The organism is Belliella marina (assembly GCF_042682445.1).
GTDB classification, from domain to species: domain Bacteria; phylum Bacteroidota; class Bacteroidia; order Cytophagales; family Cyclobacteriaceae; genus Belliella; species Belliella marina.
In genome coordinates, this window is record NZ_JBHUHR010000051.1 from 113,524 (window position 1) to 133,342 (window position 19,819).

20 protein-coding genes are annotated in these 19,819 nt (G+C 38.1%); 6 read left to right on the forward strand and 14 right to left on the reverse strand.

Translation table 11 applies throughout. The features are described 5' to 3' along the window. Positions 1-82 precede the first annotated feature (82 nt). The gene (locus ACFSKL_RS23045; RefSeq protein ID WP_376889772.1) at positions 83-1,579 is read left to right on the forward strand and encodes an OmpP1/FadL family transporter; all 1,497 of its coding nucleotides are present in this window, start codon (positions 83-85) and stop codon (positions 1,577-1,579) included. Here the strand turns inward: ACFSKL_RS23045 and ACFSKL_RS23050 are convergent. The 3 genes from ACFSKL_RS23050 to ACFSKL_RS23060 are packed head-to-tail and all read right to left on the reverse strand — an operon-like array spanning position 1,569 to position 3,735. Further along, positions 1,569-2,099 carry a shikimate kinase gene (locus ACFSKL_RS23050; RefSeq protein ID WP_376889774.1) on the reverse strand — a complete coding sequence of 177 codons (531 nt, stop codon included), beginning with the start codon at positions 2,097-2,099 and terminating at the stop codon, positions 1,569-1,571. The two genes, ACFSKL_RS23045 and ACFSKL_RS23050, sit on opposite strands and share 11 nt — an antisense overlap. A 3-nt stretch (positions 2,100-2,102) precedes the next feature. Then, positions 2,103-3,197 (reverse strand): BT_3928 family protein, encoded by a 1,095-nt coding sequence (locus ACFSKL_RS23055; protein WP_376889775.1) that lies wholly within the window; start codon positions 3,195-3,197, stop codon positions 2,103-2,105. After that, complete coding sequence (locus ACFSKL_RS23060; protein ID WP_376889777.1) at positions 3,190-3,735, reverse strand: DUF1599 domain-containing protein; 546 nt, start codon at positions 3,733-3,735, stop codon at positions 3,190-3,192. Before ACFSKL_RS23060 ends, ACFSKL_RS23055 begins: the two co-directional genes overlap by 8 nt. A 14-nt stretch (positions 3,736-3,749) precedes the next feature. On the opposite strand from ACFSKL_RS23060, the gene folP reads away from it, so the two are divergent. Continuing rightward, positions 3,750-4,634, forward strand: coding sequence for a dihydropteroate synthase (folP, locus tag ACFSKL_RS23065; protein WP_376889778.1), 885 nt, complete (start codon positions 3,750-3,752; stop codon positions 4,632-4,634). Beyond that, positions 4,631-5,503, forward strand: coding sequence for a diadenylate cyclase CdaA (cdaA, locus tag ACFSKL_RS23070; protein WP_376889780.1), 873 nt, complete (start codon positions 4,631-4,633; stop codon positions 5,501-5,503). The genes folP and cdaA overlap by 4 nt, the downstream gene beginning before the upstream one ends. Before the next feature lie 448 nt (positions 5,504-5,951). Here cdaA and kbl read toward each other — a convergent pair whose 3' ends face one another. Next, the gene (gene kbl, locus ACFSKL_RS23075) at positions 5,952-7,148 is read right to left on the reverse strand and encodes a glycine C-acetyltransferase (RefSeq protein WP_376889782.1); all 1,197 of its coding nucleotides are present in this window, start codon (positions 7,146-7,148) and stop codon (positions 5,952-5,954) included. 149 nt (positions 7,149-7,297) lie between these two features. Between kbl and ACFSKL_RS23080 the strand changes: the two genes are divergently transcribed. Further along, on the forward strand, positions 7,298-8,251 hold the full coding sequence (locus ACFSKL_RS23080; RefSeq protein WP_376889784.1) for an NAD-dependent epimerase/dehydratase family protein: 954 nt from the start codon (positions 7,298-7,300) through the stop codon (positions 8,249-8,251). A 76-nt stretch (positions 8,252-8,327) separates the two neighbouring features. Here the strand turns inward: ACFSKL_RS23080 and ACFSKL_RS23085 are convergent, their stop codons facing one another. Next, a complete protein-coding gene (locus tag ACFSKL_RS23085; RefSeq protein ID WP_376889785.1) occupies positions 8,328-10,553 on the reverse strand; it encodes a T9SS type A sorting domain-containing protein in 2,226 nt (741 codons plus the stop codon). Positions 10,554-10,762: 209 nt separating this feature from the next. Between ACFSKL_RS23085 and ACFSKL_RS23090 the strand changes: the two genes are divergently transcribed. After that, the gene (locus ACFSKL_RS23090) at positions 10,763-11,371 is read left to right on the forward strand and encodes a hypothetical protein (RefSeq protein WP_376889786.1); all 609 of its coding nucleotides are present in this window, start codon (positions 10,763-10,765) and stop codon (positions 11,369-11,371) included. A gap of 338 nt (positions 11,372-11,709) precedes the next feature. Here ACFSKL_RS23090 and ACFSKL_RS23095 read toward each other — a convergent pair whose 3' ends face one another. The 3 genes from ACFSKL_RS23095 to ACFSKL_RS23105 form a co-directional block, all read right to left on the reverse strand. Next, complete coding sequence (locus ACFSKL_RS23095; RefSeq protein WP_376889787.1) at positions 11,710-12,060, reverse strand: Spx/MgsR family RNA polymerase-binding regulatory protein; 351 nt, start codon at positions 12,058-12,060, stop codon at positions 11,710-11,712. Between the two features lie 165 nt (positions 12,061-12,225). Then, positions 12,226-13,521, reverse strand: coding sequence for a glutamate-1-semialdehyde 2,1-aminomutase (gene hemL, locus ACFSKL_RS23100; RefSeq protein ID WP_376889790.1), 1,296 nt, complete (start codon positions 13,519-13,521; stop codon positions 12,226-12,228). Between the two features lie 11 nt (positions 13,522-13,532). After that, positions 13,533-15,206, reverse strand: a complete 1,674-nt coding sequence (locus ACFSKL_RS23105; protein ID WP_376889791.1) for an ABC transporter substrate-binding protein — start codon at positions 15,204-15,206, stop codon at positions 13,533-13,535. A gap of 167 nt (positions 15,207-15,373) precedes the next feature. Here ACFSKL_RS23105 and ACFSKL_RS23110 point away from each other — a divergent pair, with 167 nt between their 5' ends. Beyond that, complete coding sequence (locus ACFSKL_RS23110; protein WP_376889792.1) at positions 15,374-15,577, forward strand: type II toxin-antitoxin system RelE family toxin; 204 nt, start codon at positions 15,374-15,376, stop codon at positions 15,575-15,577. A gap of 101 nt (positions 15,578-15,678) precedes the next feature. Here ACFSKL_RS23110 and guaA read toward each other — a convergent pair whose 3' ends face one another. From guaA to ACFSKL_RS23140, 6 genes are all read right to left on the reverse strand, one after another. Further along, on the reverse strand, positions 15,679-17,208 hold the full coding sequence (guaA, locus tag ACFSKL_RS23115; protein WP_376889794.1) for a glutamine-hydrolyzing GMP synthase: 1,530 nt from the start codon (positions 17,206-17,208) through the stop codon (positions 15,679-15,681). Positions 17,209-17,481: 273 nt separating this feature from the next. After that, on the reverse strand, positions 17,482-17,925 hold the full coding sequence (locus ACFSKL_RS23120) for a hypothetical protein (RefSeq protein WP_376889796.1): 444 nt from the start codon (positions 17,923-17,925) through the stop codon (positions 17,482-17,484). Between the two features lie 24 nt (positions 17,926-17,949). After that, positions 17,950-18,213, reverse strand: coding sequence for a hypothetical protein (locus ACFSKL_RS23125; protein ID WP_376889798.1), 264 nt, complete (start codon positions 18,211-18,213; stop codon positions 17,950-17,952). Positions 18,214-18,339: 126 nt separating this feature from the next. Then, positions 18,340-18,480 (reverse strand): hypothetical protein, encoded by a 141-nt coding sequence (locus tag ACFSKL_RS23130; protein WP_376889799.1) that lies wholly within the window; start codon positions 18,478-18,480, stop codon positions 18,340-18,342. 73 nt (positions 18,481-18,553) lie between these two features. Then, positions 18,554-19,249, reverse strand: coding sequence for a GTP cyclohydrolase I FolE (gene folE / locus ACFSKL_RS23135; RefSeq protein ID WP_376889802.1), 696 nt, complete (start codon positions 19,247-19,249; stop codon positions 18,554-18,556). Further along, positions 19,209-19,619, reverse strand: a complete 411-nt coding sequence (locus ACFSKL_RS23140; protein ID WP_376889803.1) for a 6-pyruvoyl trahydropterin synthase family protein — start codon at positions 19,617-19,619, stop codon at positions 19,209-19,211. Before ACFSKL_RS23140 ends, folE begins: the two co-directional genes overlap by 41 nt. Between the last annotated feature and the right edge of the window lie 200 nt (positions 19,620-19,819).

The window sequence follows — 19,819 nt, forward strand, 5'->3', positions numbered from 1 at the left end:
TTTTTACACTTTCCTCCGTTATATAACTTATTGAGCATGCAATTTGTGACTGATGCTCTAGTGCTAAATCAAACTTATTTCTATGATTTCAATCAAAAAGTTAATCCTTGGCTTATTGGCTTCCGGCTTGATCCTTTCAGAATCTTATGCCCAAACATCCTATTTTGAAGACGCTTTTAGATTTAGTCAATTTAGATCTACAGGTTCTGCAAGAATCAGTGCCATAGGCGGAGCACAAACTTCTCTTGGTGGTGATATATCCAATGTCCATGGAAACCCTGCTGGCTTGGGATTCTTTCGAAGATCGGAATTTTCCATTTCCCCATCATTTGGTGCATGGAATTCAGAATCGAATTTCTTGGGACAAATCCAAGAAGACAGAACTCCAAACTTCAGTATTCCAAACTTAGGAGTTGTACTCAGCAAACCAAAAGGAGAGTTACAGCCAGGTAGCTTTAGGGGAGGATCCTTTGGGATTAGCTTCAATAGAATTGCCAATTTCAACAACCAGTTTGGATATTACTCAGATATTAGAAATGACAATTCATTGTTGGATTTCTATATAAATCAATACAATAGTTTCGGAGAGCCTCCAGTTAAAGCAACAGACGGTTTGGTTTTGGATTTAGAGCTAGTACAAGGTAATCCAGCTTCTGGGTATTTCAGAGACCCTGAATATGCATTAGGCAATCCATTCGCAGAAGAAACTGTAATAACTGAAGGTGGGATTAACCAAACTACCTTCTCCTACGGTGCAAATTTTAACAATAAAATTTTTGTAGGTGGTGGATTGGGAATATCATCAGTTAACTTCTTTCAAAACAGAATCTATGGAGAAGAATTTTTGGATGGTAACAACATAACTTCTTTGCACTATTCAATAGAAGATAACACACAGATTAATGGTTTTGGAGCTAGTATCAATTTGGGGATTATCTATAAACCAATCGAAACAGTAAATTTGGGATTCAATTTCAAAAGCCCAACTTGGTATAGGCTAAATAAGCGAACAGATGCTAATATTATCGGTGAATTCTTTGATGAGAATGGGGTTATCCAATTTGGTGGGCCTGTTAGAGAGGACAGTAATATTTTCGAAAACACAACCACGCTCAGCACCCCAATGACATTGAGTGCTGGAGCCACCTTTTTTGTAGGCAAGAATGGCTTTATATCAGCAGATGTAGATTATATTGATTATAGCCAAAATAGAATCAATTCAAGGGACTTTGACACTTCCTTTGAAAACGAAGACATCCGAAATGCTCTTGGCTCAACCTTCAACTACAGAGTAGGTGGTGAATACCGAATCAATATCTGGAGACTCCGAGGTGGCTATGGCTTCTATGGCAACCCACTTGTCGACGATTCCTTTGACAGGACTACACAACAAATCACTGGGGGTGTAGGCGTAAAACTTAGAAATATATATGTTGATTTTGCATTGGTCAATTCGCAATTCAACACATTGTATAATTCCTATTCCATCTTCAACAACAGTGGACAAAATGTAGGCCCTTTCACTGAAACCAAAAACAACATGACACAGGGAATAGTCACCGTTGGATTCAATTTCTAAAAAAGGTCAACAATTCGGATACCAAAAGCTCAGTAGGGATATCTTCTCCACTGAGCTTTATTTTTGCCTGATCGTAATATTGCTCCCTCGAAGCCAACAGATCTTTCAGTTTTAAAGTAATCTCACCACTTGACAGTCCTGCAAACATGGGCCTATCCCCAGCCATATCCATTGAAAAACGTCTAAATATCTCATTAATAGGTACATCCAAATAGACAGACACCCCTTTTTGATTGATCAAATCCATGTTGTCATTGAAACAGGGGGTACCACCACCCGTCGACAACACAAATCCTTCCACATTATCCAAGGCTATGTTCAGATATTTGGTTTCCAATTGCCTAAACACCCCCTCGCCCTCATTGGTAAAAATATCCTTGATCTCCCTACCTTCTTCATTTTCTATCAAATGATCAAGGTCTATAAATGCAAAATTCAATTCTTTGGCCAGTTTCCTGCCAAAAGTGGACTTTCCTGACCCCGGCATTCCTACCAAAACTATTTTCAAAGGGTTTCTCATCAGCTAATATAAACTTTTTACGGTTTCTACATTTGGAGTATTTCTATAATGGTATTTTTTCAACACTACCCCATCCTTCAACAACATGACCCCTGGATTGGACCGCATGATTGTCTTTACCACTGTGGCATCTGCCTGATAACTTTCCATATCCCATCCCATTTCAGACAAGAACCCCTTTATCTCCTCTTCTGAAGATGCTGCCACCAATACAACCTCTATATTTGAATCCCCCAATCCACTTACCAATGCATCAATTTCCGATAAATGACTGGTATTAATTTTTGACAAATACGTAACCAAGACGAGCAGTTTATCACCAGACAAAATCTCTTCCGTAAAATCACCCTCCTCATTCCAAACTGCAAAATCCGAGATTTTCGGCAAAGCTTCTTCGTTTTTTAATTTCATATCCACAAACTCATAACTTTCGTCAGATGGATATTGGTCGAACACGAACTCCTCACCTTCTTTGCTCATGATATAGCTGTATTCCAATGGCGCTGATGGCTGCATTGCCTTAGGGATATCCACTCCTTGTTTATAAGCCCTAAAATCAATAAAGGGCAGATTCCTGATAGCAGTAACCGCCAAGAGAATGGAAAACAGCAAGGATATGCGGACTGTCCAGACAGCCCAAGTTTTTTTTGTGCTTTTGAGATGATTTCTAAATACAAACAATACAGCAATCAAAACCAACAGCACTACATCTTTGTAGAAAGATTCCCATGGTGTCAATTTGATGGCATCACCAAAGCAGCCACAGTCTGTTACTTTATCAAAATATGCAGAATAGAATGTCAGGAAGGTAAAAAACAGGATCATCAATCCCAATGCCCAAACCGTAAACTTCAACCTTACCCCCAAGATCAACATGATCCCAAGTACAACTTCTGCAACTACCATCACCACTCCTATCTCTAAAGCAAAAGCTTTGAAATACTCGAAAAATGGGGCTATATCATAAGAGAAAACGTCAAAATATTCCTCCAATTTGATGGCTGTTCCTACAGGGTCGTTGACCTTAATCAAGCCTGAGAATATAAACAATCCGCCAACAATCAGTCTGATGATATATAAAATTGAGTTCTTAAGCATGGTATCCTAATTTGATAAGACAGAAAACTGCATAATTGATCATATCTTGATAATTGGCTTCTATCCCTTCCGAAACGATTGTTTTACCTTGATTATCCTCGATTTGTTTGACACGGTATAATTTCATCAAAATAATATCCGTGATCGAAGAAACCCGCATATCCCTCCAAGCTTCACCATAATCATGGTTTTTGTTTTCAAGCAGACTTCTGGTAGCGCTTGCCCACTTCTCATACAAAGGCTCCAGTTCTTCCACACCCAATTCCAATCGATCGTCATCCTGCAAAGAAATCTGTATCAATGCTATGATACAGTAATTTATAATCCCTACAAATTCATCGGAAATAGGATCATCTACTTTTTGGTTGCCTTTTTCCTGAATCGACCTGATCCGTTGCGCCTTGATAAAAATCTGATCCGTGATGGAAGGCAATCTCAAAATCCTCCATGCCGTACCATAGTCAATCGTTTTCTTCTTAAAAAGTTCTTTACAAAGGTGGATAACTTGATTATATTCGCTGATAGTTTGCGTTTTCAAAGCAATTTTGTTTAATGGACAATATTTTACATGCTACTTCGGGCATCGAAGATAAATTATTTCCCTCAAAAATAACACTTCGTAGTAAAGGAAAGCTACTTTTATTGGAAAGACCTTGGGTCATGGGCATAATGAACCTAACCCCTGATTCATTTTATGAAGGCAGTAGGGTTGGTGAAAATAACGGCCAGATGCTGTGTCATGCTGAGAAAATGATCAAAGAAGGGGCTGATATTCTTGATATAGGTGGCTACAGCAGCAGGCCTGGTGCGGAAGAGGTATCATTGGAAAGTGAACTTAACAGAGTCATCCCAGCCATTGAATTGATAAAGAATTCATTCCCTGACATTTTGGTTTCCATTGACACTTTTCGTGCTGAAGTCGCAAAAAAATCCGTCCAAAGTGGTGCTGATTTCGTAAATGATATATCAGCCGGCTCTTTGGATCCAGAGATGTTGGAGACTGTTGGGAAGCTTGATGTCCCATACATAGCCATGCATATGAGGGGTACACCCACAACCATGCAAGAGCAGACAGACTACGAAGACATTCTTTTGGAAATCTTGAAATATTTTTCCGAAAAAATGAACGAATGTAAAGAAGCTGGCATTAAAGATGTAATAATTGATCCGGGCTTTGGTTTTGCAAAAACATTGGAGCAAAACTATTGGATTCTCAAAAATTTATCTTATTTTAAAACAATACAAGCACCCGTTTTAGTGGGATTATCTAGAAAGTCCATGATTTATAAAAAACTGGAGACTATAGCTGATCATGCTCTCAATGGAACTACGGCTTTAAACATGGCTGCCTTGATCAATGGAGCAGCTATCTTACGTGTGCATGATGTTAAAGAAGCAATAGAAACAGTCAAATTATATAAACAATTATACCCTTGAACTTACTTTTCAAAATAGGATTTTTGGAAATCTCCATCGTTAATATCATTGATATTACGTTAGTGAGCCTATTGCTGTATCAAATTTACAAACTTCTGAGAGGAAGTGTTGCCATCAAAATATTCTTGGGCTTTCTATCCATCTATTTGGTATACCTGATGGTGAGCGCCTTCCGAATGGAATTACTTTCCATCATATTGGGGCAATTTATGGGAGTAGGTGTCATTGCTGCCATCATTATCTTTGCTCCAGAGATCCGGAAGTTCCTGCTTATAATCGGCAGATCTTCCATTCTTTCCAACGAAAATGTTTGGCAAGAATTGCTGTTTTGGAGAAAGAAAGAAACCTTGGCATTCAATATAAACCCTATCCTAGAGGCATCAAAATCACTCTCGGGAACAAACATGGGAGCCTTGATGGTGATTTCCAGAAGTTCAGAATTGAAATTTTATGCCGAAAGTGGTGACATCATCGATGCAGTTATTTCCAAAAGATTGCTTATTTCAATATTCAACAAATACAGCCCGCTGCATGATGGTGCTGTAATCATCTACAATGGGAAGGTAAAGGCTGCAAGATGCATCTTGCCTGTCACTGAGCGTGATGTCCCTGCGCAGTTCGGCCTAAGACACCGGGCAGCTATTGGCATGTCAGAAGCTACGGATACCTTGATCTTGATTGTGTCTGAAGAAACTGGACAAATATCATTGGCCAAAAACGGAAAAATCCTGCATAACCTCTCATTTCAAGAAGTCAGAGAGTTTATCAATGATTATCTCACAGGAGTGGATATTGATGAAAAATTCGAACCAGTGACTATCTACGAAAGAAACAGGTACAGAGGTAGTCGGTCAGCTTCCACATCTTGATATCATTGGGTTTTCCCATGCGGTTTAATCCTCATTTTTTTTTTTAATCCAATCATTTAGCCAAAAGTATAAACAGAAAGGTCAAGGGAAATAAATCTCTTGACCTTTCTGTTTTAAGAATTCATCGATATTTTTAGACATACCTATCATTTTATTGAAGAAATTTTAGCCTAAAAGGGTTGAATGAACCGTGATGGCTTAACCTTATAATACACCCCGAATTGCATAAAGGGATTAATCAATGGTTTTACACTCTTTAGCACACACTGGAATTGTTTGACACATTTTTCAATTGATTTAAACATTTCCAAAACTCTTTCAATTGCCCTTTCAGGGCAAAATCAACCACTCTCTAACCTTAACATAGGGTTAGAAACCCTATGTTAAAATCTAATGCCCTGCCAGGGCATGATACTCTATCTCATATCTAATATCTTACGTCTAGCGTCTATTTAATGACTCCAAGCTCTTTCCCTACTTCAATGAAGGCATTGATTGCTGTATCAAGATGCTCCCTATCATGCCCTGCTGATATCTGAACACGGATTCTTGCTTGTCCTTTTGGTACAACCGGATAGTAGAAACCAATGACGTAAATTCCTTTTTCCAATAGTTTTTCAGCCATTTTTTGTGACAACACTGCCTCGTAAAGCATAATAGGTACGATAGGATGCTCACCCGGCTTGATATCAAAACCAGCTGCGGTCATTTTCTCCCTGAAGTATTTGGTGTTTTCTTCCAGCTTGTCCCGCAACTCAGTCGTCTCAGAGAGCAAATCAAATACCGCAATCGAAGCTCCTGTAATAGACGGGGCAAGTGTATTTGAGAACAAATATGGTCGTGATCTTTGTCTAAGAATCTCAATGATTTCCTTTTTGCCTGAAGTAAAGCCTCCAGATGCTCCTCCCAGTGCCTTTCCCAAAGTCCCTGTAATGATATCCATCTTGCCCATCACACCTTTCAGCTCATGTACTCCCCTCCCGGTTTTGCCCATAAATCCTGTTGAGTGGCATTCATCTGACATCACAAGCGCATTGTATTTCTCTGCCAGCTCCACAATCTTGTCCAGTTGGGCGATGGTACCATCCATAGAGAACACGCCATCTGTTACAATGATCTTGCTTTTGGCACCTTTGGCATCGGCATCTTGCAATTGCTTTTCCAAATCCTGCATGTCATTGTGCTGATACCTGAAACGCATCGCTTTGCAAAGTCTCACTCCATCAATAATGGAAGCATGATTCAATGCATCAGAAATAATCGCATCTTCCGGACCTAAAATGGGCTCAAAAACACCACCATTGGCATCGAAGGCTGCTGCATATAAAATGGTATCTTCTGTACCCAAAAACTTGGATATCTTCTCTTCCAACTCTTTGTGGATGTCTTGGGTTCCGCAGATAAAGCGAACAGAAGACAGCCCGAAGCCATGTGTATCGATTGCTGCCTTGGCAGCCTCTATTACCCGAGGGTGAGAGGATAGTCCCAAATAATTGTTGGCGCAGAAATTCAAAACTTTCTGCCCTCCATGAATTGTGATCTCTGCAGATTGGGGGGATGTAATAATCCTCTCCTTCTTGAACAATCCCGCTTCTACTATTTCTTTTAACTCTTTTTCCAACTTGGGTTTAAGGGAATCAAACATATTATTTTGTTTTAAATATGAAATGTATGAGATATCGAAAGGAATAAAATAAGAATCCTAAAATGAATTCATTATTTTTGTCACTATCAATACCCAAATATATCAAAACCATCAGGGTCTAAAAAACCAAAGAGATTGAAAGTTTAAAAATGGAGAGAATTCTTATCATTGGAGCCGCTGGACAACTCGGTTCTGAATTAACACATGCACTCGCTTCCCAGTACGGGGGAGAAAATATCATTGCCACGGATATCAATCCGAAGGCATTGGAAAAATTTGACTATTGCAAAACTGCTGTCCTTGACATCATGGATCATGACGCTACAAGGCAATTGGTCAAAAGAGAGAATGTCAAACAGATTTATCACCTTGCTGCCGTATTATCTGCCACGGGGGAAAAGAACCCGCTTTTCGCATGGGGACTGAATATGGACAGTTTACTTTTTATTCTTGAATTGGCAAAAGAAGAAAAGCTTGATAAAATATACTGGCCATCTTCTATAGCTGTATTCGGACCAAACACTCCAAAAGCCAACACACCCCAATACTGTGTCAAAGAACCGAACACTGTTTATGGCATCTCTAAGCAAGCAGGAGAAAGATGGTGTGAATATTATTTCCAAAAATTCGGGGTAGACGTAAGGAGCCTGAGATATCCTGGATTGATAGGCTATAAGTCTCTACCTGGAGGAGGCACTACTGACTACGCAGTAGATATCTACCACAAAGCATTAGCGGGTGATGACTTTGTATCATTCCTGCGGGAAGACAGCTATCTGCCAATGATGTACATGCCTGATGCGATCAAAGCTACCCTGGACTTGATGCACGCCCCCAAAGAGCAAGTCAAAATCAGATCAAGCTATAACTTGTCCGCCATAAGTTTTTCCCCAAAAGAGATTTATGAAAGCATCAAAATCCATCACCCTGATTTCAGGATCTCTTATGAACCTGATTTCAGACAAGCCATTGCCGACAGCTGGCCAGACAGCATTGACGATACGAGAGCAAGGGAAGATTGGGGATGGAAACATGAATATGATCTAAAAAAAATGACAGAAGATATTCTAAGCAATTTGCCAGCATATTTGGTCAATTTTTAGAAAAGGGGGGATAAAGCTAAGCTTTATCCCCCCTTTTCTAAAAATTTTGATTATATGGTGCTTTGCAACAATTCATTTATTTTTCTATTCTGATTTGTTTTCGAATAATGCCTTCTTGATGAATTAAATGAAGATAATAAAATCCATATTTAAATTTCCGAACATCAATAATGGTTTTCTTTTCGGAAGTTATCACAGAATGGACTTCATTACCAGATGCATCGAACAATTTTAGCTCTATCTTCCCGTTTTTGGAATATTTACTTTCCGGACTTTCAGACTGATTGATTTCAATATTGAGTACATCGGAAGCAGGGTTTGGGTATACCTTGTAATCACTGAGATATCCATAGCATTGTTCTGACCTAAATGCAAAATCTTTGAAATCGCTTCCACAATCATTCTGAGTTGTCAGCCTAAATATTATTTCTTGACCATAGTCCCAGAAATCAAAATAAATTGTCGCCAAATCATCACTGAAAGTTACATTATAAGTAAGACTAGGGTCCGAAACATGAAGAATCTGAAGATTATGAAAGTTAGAAATACCAGCTTCAATTGGTATTTCTGCACTAACTGGTGTATACAAATCACATACCACGTTGTTAATAATCGAAATATAGGGCTGGGTGGGTTGGGTGTTATTATTATAGGAATAGGTTCCCATATTTATTTTTGGAGAACCTACAGTTATATTTTTAGAAACGTACCACGATTCCCCATTTTGAGTAAAGGTAAAAGTCAAAGTCCCCGTTCCTGAAGAGGAAGCTGTGGCAGGGCTTAAATTGGCTATCTTTCCAGTTCCTGTACTAGTGGAAAATAAGTTTGAAGGAGTTGCGGTCCAAGTTATCGTGGCATCTAATGGACTATTTAAGACCGTGTAACTATTAGCACTACATAATTGATCGGATCCGGATATTTCACTAAATATTTTTGGCTCAGCCTGATTTGTTATAGTATTCATTGCTACAATACCCTCGTTTTCAGGATCTAAAAATTCAGAAAACTTATACCAAGACCTACTTAGTCTTCCATACAAAAGAGAAGGACTATCAGGATTATCACATTCATAATTCAAACCGCTTCTTCTTCCGTGATTAGCTCCAATTATTCTTTTATTTTGATCAAAAATTGGACTTCCTGAAGCTATAATTTCCAAAAGCCCATTTGTCAATTGAGTTTCCCAAAAATAATTGTTGTTAATTGTTGTGGGAGATGGAGAACTGCCTTCCATAAATTTTTGGACATCACCTAAAGAATGATGAATCCCTGTAACATAAGGAATGTTTTGATCAACAATACTCCATCCTAAATAGGAAACTGGATTATTTGCAAAAACTGGACTATAATAGGGGTTTACATCTAATTTAATTAGCTTTAAATCGGTTTCTGCAACAAATGTTAAATTCTCAGCACCTTGAATAGTTATATTTGTAGAGGAATTTAAGGTTGGGGAGCATTGAGGGCTTCTATAATGAAACATGAACTGCATCTCCTCCAATAAAATTGTCGAGGAAACATGAATTGCAGTTAAAAGTATGGGGTCAAAATCTTGTTTACCATTATTAATTAGAGTTCCCGTACCATGGGCGAAATATGTATTTTCTGATTTCCTCAACATTAAAGCCACTCCAAGTGATTCAACTGTGTGATTTTGATGACATATAATATTTTCATTACAAATAGCAGAGCAACCAAACCCAATACAGTTAGATTGTGAAAATTTATAATTTTCTATTGCAAAAAAATCTAAAATACCATGTGAAACTTGAGAAATCACAACTTTACTCTTATTTTGTTCTATATATGGTTCTTTTAATAGAATTCGTAGCTTTTCTCCAGGCATAAGGCCAGAAATGAAATTATCCGGTATATTTACTGTACTCTTAGTGTATGGCCCTTGTATGTAAGATTCATCATCATTAATAATAAATAATTCCGAATTTTCTGACAAATGAAGGCTTTTGAAAACAAATCCTAGTGTATTTGACCCCTCTGATAAGACCTCTACTTCTTTATAGCAAAATCCATTTTTACACAATCCCTTTATTTGACTTAAATCAAGATAAAAATCTGTAAAAATCCCAAACGCCAATTCATCTTTCCCTAATTCTTTTCCAACTAAATTTGTTTCTAAGTTTCGAATTTTAAATTCTTTACTAGGGATTTCAACAACCATTAGCTTACTAAGACTGGTTTTTCTACTAATTGGAATTTGTTCAATTGAGACTTTTTTAGTTTTGACTTGTGAAAAAACTGAATTTGCTACCAACAAAAATAATAAAACAACACTTTTTCTCATAATTTTATTTTTTTTAACAAAAACATTAACTAAATTCCTTGAAAATAAAATTAATTATGAAAACCTCCTATAAAATCTCAATTTATTTTATTTTACTTACAACACTCTTGGGATGCTAAAACGAAGAGAGTCCAAGCTCAATTAACACTACTGAGCAGCAAGAGCTTAAAGATATTTTGAATGGATCTTTGTTGACTCCAAGTGGGAATTTGGCTAGAATTCATACATTTGCAGGAAATGAGGATAGCTTTCGAAATGTACAAAATCAGTATTATGATGCAGCTGGGAATAAAATTCTAACCGTCAATTTAAATCACGAAAATGACACATTAGGAGCAAGTATCTTCTTTTATGACCTTCTTGGAAGGCTCGAAACCAAAAAATCATTTGAATATCTTGACGGGGATTTTTCATGGACAGGAAATCTCAAAAGCACATTTGAGGTCAACGGCACGATTGAGAATGTCCATCTTGAGAGTCCTGACAATCCTTCAAACCAATTTAGATTAAGAAATTTCTTTGACACAGAAGGCTTCCTTCTCAAAACAGAGTTTTCTGACAACGAACGATTTGAATATACAAATGAAGGTAATCTCACAATAAGAAAAAACCATATAATTGGAGAGACCGTCTATTTGGAATACCAATACAGATACAATAGCGAAGGTCAGCTAGAAGCTAAAGAAACAAATTTACATGGAGGTGGTGATGCTTTCCAGTATTTTTATGATGCTACAGGCAAATTGAATGAAGAAAGGGAAAATTCTCCTCAATGGGACTATGCTGTTTTAACCCGAAAGATTTATGATTATTACTGAGCCCATCAGGAAAATAACTGTTGGGAATTTCAAAATGAGGAATCTTTCTAGGGCAGACTTTTTGGTCTGTGAGGACACAAACCAAAGCAACTTTTGGCTATAGGGAAAACAAACCAAGATGATTAAGTTTAAAACTTCTATGGGTTTTTGGATATTATTGATTTCCCTGTTTAACCTATTAAAAACAGCTTTATCATAGCTTTTTCTACCAATCAGTCATGTAACACCAATCTCCTAAGACAAAAAGAATATTGACAAACAACAAAGCACACAGAAAATGCGTGCTTTGTTCTCTTACATCTGCTATATTCAATACAGTACTTATACTTTGTCTGAAATCACAACTTCCCTTTGATCTCCTCAGGCTCAAATCCCAACACAATTTCCCCATCAGGAAATTCTATAATAGGTCTTTTGATCATCGAGCTCTTTTCCGCTAAAACTACCATGCCGGATTTCTCAGATTCAAGCTTCTTTTTATCTTCATCTTCCAGTTTTCGGTAGGTAGTCCCCCTCTTGTTGATCAAAGCCTCATACCCTACTTTATCTGCAAACCTGACCAGAAGTGCTCCATCCGGAGCATGTTTTTTGTAATCTACAAATTCATATTCAATCCCTTCCGATTCCAAAAAATCAAAGGTTTTCATCATTGTATTACAGTTTTTGATACCATATACTCTTACTTGCATGATTCAATTATTTTATAGATTCAAATTTTAAGATTAATTGGGGAAATGGTTGATTAAGTTATTTGTTGAATTGTTCTACTGTGTAATTGATTTAATGATTAATAGGATTAATGGGGAAAGCAAGTCTTGTGTCTTAAGTCTTGTATCTTGTGTCTTTTCCAGGTGCTACTTACCCATTATCTCTTTCAAAGATTCCTCATTTGCAGTTATAATTTGAGAAATCAATTCATCTGTCAAAGCAGTTGACAAAAACAGGCTCTCAAATTGTGAGGGTGCCAAATAGACTCCTTTATGAAGCATTGATTGGAAGTATTTTCCAAAAAGCACTGTATCTGATAGCTTTGCTGATTCGAAGTCAAAAACTTCCTTATCTGTGAAGAACAAACTGTACATACTGCCAAGATGGTTGATCGTATAATTCAACCCCAGGCGCTCAAGCGACTTTTTCAAACCAGCGACAATTTTATCGCCAATTCCGTTCAATTCTGTATAAACCTCAGGATGGGAATCGAGATACTGTAGCATTGTTAATCCAGCAGCCATGGCTATTGGGTTTCCTGACAAGGTACCTGCTTGATACACTGGCCCTGCAGGTGACACAAACTCCATGATTTCTTTCTTGCCACCATACGCTCCCACTGGCATTCCTCCACCGATGATTTTACCAAGTGTAGTCATATCGGGGGTCACACCAAAGACTTCCTGTGCTCCTCCTTTTGCCAATCTAAAACCAGTCATTACCTCATCGAAGATCAATACTATCCCTTCCCTATCACAGATTTTCCTCAAGCCTTCCAAATATCCAGCCTTCGGTAAAACCAGACCCATATTTCCAGGAACTGGCTCAAGTATTAGCGCCGCAACTTCATTTTTATTGGCTTGCACCAATTTTTCAATTGCTTCAAGATCGTTATATGGCGCAAGCAATGTGTCTTTTGCTGTACCTTTGGTCACACCTGGAGAATCAGGAGCTCCCATGGTAATCGCACCAGATCCTGCTGATATCAAGAAAGAATCACCATGACCATGATAATGTCCTTCCATTTTGATAAACTTATCCTTTCCGGTATATCCCCGTGCCACCCTGATTGCAGACATGGTCGCCTCTGTCCCAGAATTCACCATTCTGACTTTTTCGATAGAAGGAACCATCTTTGTGATCAATTGTGCAATTTCAACCTCTCTGGAAGTTGGAGCTCCAAAGGAAGTTCCGTTTTCCATAGCTTTGATAATGGCGTCCTTGATCATAGGGTGATTATGCCCCAAGATCATTGGCCCCCAACTATTGATCAGTTCTATGTAGCTGTTGCCATCCACATCCGTAATATGCGCACCAGACGCCTTCTCTATAAAAATCGGCTCTCCACCTACAGCCCTAAATGCCCTCACCGGAGAATTAACACCACCAGGAATATAATTTTGTGCCTTCTCAAACAAGGCTTTGCTTTTACTGATTTGCATTGAAATTTGTTTTATTTTTCTTCAAGCATACCTTCCTCCAATTTGAGGATTGGTACATATGTATTGTTCCTACTGTTTCTAAAATCCAACCCATAGGAAATCTTTCCTTCAACCCTGCCTGAATCATCCAAGTTTTTCCTGAGATCAAACCCCTTTGAGCTGTTGATGGTAGATGCCAACCAATTCATCAATTCATATCCCAAATGGGCATTTACGGAAGGAAATGTTTGGTTTACAGAAAAGAAATCATCCCTAAAATGATCCAATTCAGAACTTCCAAAACGGATGGTATTATTTGAAATAAAGTAGAAATTTTGGTTTTGAAGCATTTCGAAATTTGCAAAATTGAAATACAGCCAGGTATCCATCACTATCACAGGCGTATTTCCAGATATAGATTCCATTAGCCCAAAAGTTGGGGAAGCGACATTCGGATCATCGCTGAGGATGATGACAATATCTGCTTGGGCATTTCGATTTCCACTTCTGATGTTAATATCGTCTAAAAAATCCCGTATACTTCTATCATTAACTTCCTTGTTTTTCACAATTTGATAGCCGAATCTGGAAGCATCTTCCTCAATTCTTTTCGCCAATTGCTGGTCACGGGTTGAGTTGGAATAGGCGACAGCTATCCTTTTGCCTTCTATATATTTTCTTGAATACTCAAAAACCCCATGGGAAATAGATGTCACAGAAGGTCTAAATAAGTAGGCGAATTCATACATTTCCAATTTTTCATCCACATTGGAAAGTGGATTGACAAATGGGATTTGGTGTTTCTCAGCAAACCTAGCGACCACATCAGTCTCTTCAGGATAAAGTGGACCAACAATCACATCAACACTCTCAAAAAAAGGATCGGCAAATATGCTGTTTATCTTAGTCGGGTTTCTTTCTGTGTCAAATGTCCTCACATTGATCTTCACCCCATTTCTTTTGGCTTCATTGATCGAAAAGTTGATTCCTTGGTATAGCTCAAAAATAAAATTCCCCTCGGACAAATTCTTTACCCCTTTACCACCAGAGTGGTTAAAAGGCAAAAGAATTGCGATATCCAAAACATCATCCTTTGGAGTCCTTTTTGTTTTTGCTATTGTCTCTTTACTCTCCTTGAGGTTTACATCCTTGATCTGGTTGTATATATTCCGATCATTTGTAGACATCACCGTTTGCTTTTCAAGTTGGTTTTTCAAAGCCAAGACAAAACCATTGTTGCTTTCGTATTTCCTTAAATTCGCAACCAAATAACTTACGGATGCATCTTTGAGGTAATTGTAAGTGGCATTTTCAGCCTCTACTTTTACATCAGCATCCTTGATCGGAAGAATTTCCATCAAAGCCTCTGAATTTTTTTCTTCTCCAAAATGGATAAGTGCCATCAGGTATCTTGCATCGTCGATTTTTCTCCAAGACCTCTCTGTCAATAATGGCTGTAAAGTAGCCTTTGCCAGGGCCAGTTGTTTATTTGAGTATGCTGCTTGTGCAAAATGATAAGTTGCGTATTTGGATAGTTCACCATATTGCTTTTCGTCAAAATACGGACGCAACAGACCCATTGCTTCCTTATAATTCCCATATCCGATCAGTGTTTTCGCTCTATTATATGCAGCAAGCTGATCTTGGGCATAGGTCTCCACAAAAAATAATGATACAAACAGCATCAAAAGACAAATACTTTTCATAATTCAAATTTTCAGGTTGAATGGGCAAATTTCATTCCCATTATTCAGGGTCACGAAATTAACCCATTTTAGTATCAAAGAAAAGAAAAAAGCCAATGCATCTGCATTCTGGGAAATCGTTTTTAATATAGAAACCCTCAGGGGCTTAAACATGAACAGTGTGTTTAGTGCAAAAAAAACTTGGTGAGGTATCCGATAACTGGCGAATCAGGATAGGTGATTATAGGGCAGTTGATGTTGTTGACGATAACATCATGGTGGTCTATATTAGAAAAGTAATCCCCAGAAAAATATTTACGAAAAATAAACCTATTATTTCAAAAGAACTTGTCTCCACCAAACCAGGCACAAATACAAAAGCCCCACCCTAGTTTTCCACAATTTTCATAAAAAAAAGGAAACAACATAGGGTGGGGCTTACTGAAAGTTAGTATTTACAACTTAGTAGTCCAAGTAGGGTTTTGACCAACCCCTATTCCCACTCGATCGTAGCAGGTGGTTTGGATGAGATATCATATACGACTCTATTCACTCCTTTCACCCTGTTGATGATTTCATTCGACATTTTCCCCAAGAATTCATAAGGCAAATGGATCCAGTCAGCTGTCATGCCATCTACTGAACCTACGGCTCTGAGCGCTACGACTCTTTCATAAGTCCTTTCATCTCCCATCACTCCTACTGATTGGATTGGCAAAAGGATAGCTCCTGCTTGCCAAACCTGATCGTAGAGTCCGTGGTCTTTGAGACCCTGAATAAATATAGAATCAACTTCTTGAAGGGTCTTTACTTTTTCGGCTGTAATGTCTCCCAAAATCCTGATCGCAAGTCCAGGCCCTGGGAATGGATGCCTTCCTACTATGGTTTCCGGGATTTCCAATGCTCTACCCACTTCTCTCACTTCGTCTTTGAAAAGTGTATTCAATGGTTCTACCACAGACAATTTCATGAAATCAGGAAGTCCACCCACGTTGTGGTGGGATTTGATGGTAGCGGAAGGTCCTTTGACAGAGATCGACTCTATCACATCAGGGTAAATTGTCCCTTGACCTAGCCATTTCACACCATCAATTTTGTTTGCTTCCAAGTCAAATACTTCTATAAAAGCATTTCCAATTGCCTTCCTTTTCAACTCGGGATCAGATACACCTGCCAAAGCATCATAAAAACGCTGCTTTGCATCCACACCAATCACGTTTAGCCCCATGTCTTTGTAAGAGTGAAGCACTTCTTCGAATTCATTTTTTCTCAAAAGTCCATTGTCAACAAATACGCAATATAGATTGGCACCAATAGCCCGATGGATCAATGTAGCCGCTACAGAAGAATCTACTCCACCTGATAGTCCCATGACTACCTTATCATCCCCAATCTTACTTCTAAGCTCTTCAACTGTTGCATCTATAAAAACATCAGAAGTCCAGTCTTGGGAACATCCACAAATCTGAACCACAAAATTCCTCAAAAGATTTTTCCCTTCTGATGAATGGGTCACTTCTGGATGGAATTGGATACCATAGGTTTCTTCATTTTGAATCTTGAATGCTGCAACCCTTACGGAAGAAGTACTTGCGATCACTTCAAACCCTTCAGGCAATTCTTTGATTGTATCACCATGGGACATCCACACTGTTGAGCCATGACTCATCTCCTTGAGCAAATCATAATGCGTATCTAGGTGGCTTAGGTTAGCACGTCCATACTCCCTGATTTCGGAAGGAAGTACTTCTCCCCCATATTTGTGTGCAAGGAGCTGGGATCCATAGCAAACTCCAAGAAGGGGAAGCTTACCTCTCAAACTATCCAAGTCCAAGTCCGGGGAACCTTGATCTCTTACTGAGCAAGGGCTACCCGACAAAATAACACCTTTGATGTCATTTGTGATTTCTGGAATCTTATTGTAGGGATGAATTTCACAATATACGTTGAGTTCTCTTACTCTTCGGGCGATGAGTTGGGTGTACTGAGAACCAAAATCTAGGATCAAAATCTGTTCTGCCATGCGCAAAGGTAATCAGCCCATAACAATTGAAGAAATTAAAAGGTAAAATTTTCGGAAGAATATTTGGGCTATCTAAATTAGGTGGATAGGTGCTTCTTTTACACTAGCCCTATAGACCATGCTCAACAAAGGTTCTATCCAGTCTGTTGACTATGCCGCGGTGGACAAGTGCTAACCGTTGACACTCGTGCGCCTTGGCGTAATTGACCATTATCTGCAACATTATGCCTTTGCTATTTATTCACTGGCAAAGTAGCGGATAATCATACTAAATTAAATCATAATCGCCTCTTCAACTGAATTACAGTATTTGATATCCAATTTATCGATAATATTACTTGGGTTGTCCCTCATAATCTGCTCTTTGGCAATCATCACCATCTTTTCAAACCACTTTTCCCGAGGTAATATTTTTCTATGTTTTACAATCCCATATTGTAGCATTTCACTCTTCCAATGTAAAAAATACCACTCCATACTGGGCTGGTGAAATGCCCTAAGTGCTCGTTTATCAAAAATAAACTTGGAAAAATCTCCGTTTTTGATAATTACGGATATCTTGAAAAATATAGATTTGAAGTGTCCAATAGGCACATAATCGGAGAGCAGTTCACATATTATGATCCCTTTCTCTGTATTGACCAAAACTTTTGCGTCTCTTTCCTCAAAAATCAATTCAAAATTATGTGGTTCAATGATATTGGCAATCGTGTTCATTTTATTTGTAGTTAGTTTGGCAGTTCAGTGAAATGACTTTTTTTTCATGGTAGGGGCATTTTTCACTTCTCCTTTGAAGCTATCCAAATTCTCTTCCAATCGGATGGCATATTCCAAAGTAGTTTTCATGAGTTCTTGTTGGGCGGAAATTTGTTCTTTCAACCTTTCCAACTCGACATTCATTTCAGAAAACTTTTGTTCGTACTCTTTTTGTAGCCTTTCTTTTTCAAGCTTGGCTTTTCTTAATTCTTCCTTGAAAATCAAAAATGATTCCGGTGGAGTCTTCATAATCCTAATTATGTTACACAGGGAACATACCCTATTTTGGCACTCTATTTTTAAATGGATTGTTTGATACAATCATTAAATATTCTTGACAGAAGACATGCCACCGTCAAGATGTAAAACCAGAAGTCACATCAAGCTGCCTTTCTCCTTTGGCAGACCTAGAAAACACCCTCCCTTCTGCTCAAGGTTCCTCACCAATACTTCCCCAATCCCTGAACTCCCTTCAATGCCTACGATGTCCATATCTACCGTAAAATAATTAATCAATTTTGGATCAAATTGTTCAAAAAAAAAGCCAAAACGGGTGTTTTGGCTTTCAGTTGGCTTAGTCTGTAATCAGTTACAATGAAATATATTTCATAAATTCGCTTCTGGAATTTTCCTCCTTTTCAAATTTCCCACTATAGAATGAAGTAACAGTAGAACTGTTGACATCTTTAACCCCCCTTGAGGACACACACATATGATGCGCATCTATCACTACTGCCACATCATTGGTCCCAAGTATCTCTTTCAATTCATTTCCGATCTGCATCGTCAACCTCTCCTGAACTTGTGGTCTTTTTGCAAAATATTGCACAATCCTATTGATTTTTGACAAACCTATTACTGTACCATTGGAGATATAGGCCACATGGGCTTTGCCATAGATCGGGACAAAATGATGCTCACAATTGGAAAAAAAAGTGATATCTTTTTCCACCAACATCTCATTATACTTGTATTTATTCTCAAAAAGCTTGGCATCAGGCTTATTTTTCGGATCTAGGCCACTGAAAATTTCCTGTATATACATTTTGGCTACCCGCCTAGGTGTTCCCTTCAAGCTATCATCAGTCAAATCAAGCCCCATGATATGCATGATTTCCCTAAAATGCTTTTCTATAAGTTCAATCTTGAGGGCATCATCCATTTCAAACGCATCCTCTCTCAAAGGTGTCTCGAATGATGTACCTACATGTTCATCACCGATTTCATCAATATCCCGACTGATATTAATTCCCATCGTATTCAACAAAGTTTCTTTCTGTTTCATATAGTCGAATAATTAATTCGTGTTTCTTGTCTATTTCAGCTCTTAGAATATTCCAAATAACCACAGCAATGTTTTCCGCAGTTGGGTTAAGGTTTTTAAATTCATCAGTGTCCAAGTTTAAGTTTTTATGATCAAATTTATTTAATACATGCTTTTTAATCAGATCCGAAAGGATTTTCATGTCATATACATATCCTGTCTCAGGATCTATTGGACCTACCAATTGTACGACAAGTTCATAATTGTGCCCATGATAATTCTTATTGTTACACTTGCCAAAAATCTCTTCGTTTTTTTCTTCGGACCAATTTGGGTTATGCAACCTGTGTGCACAATTGAAATGTTCTTTTCGGTATACTGCTACTTTCATTATTGGTTAAACCTAAAGTTTTCAAATTTTGTTTAATAAAATCACATATTTATTAAACAAAAATGTTAATACATTGAATTACAATTCAATAAACAACTCCGGCAAGAACGGACTGTCTATTTGATAACAACCGTAAATTACCTGAGTTCGCAATCTAACATCCATTCAACCAAAAACAGTTCCATGGACTTGACTACTGA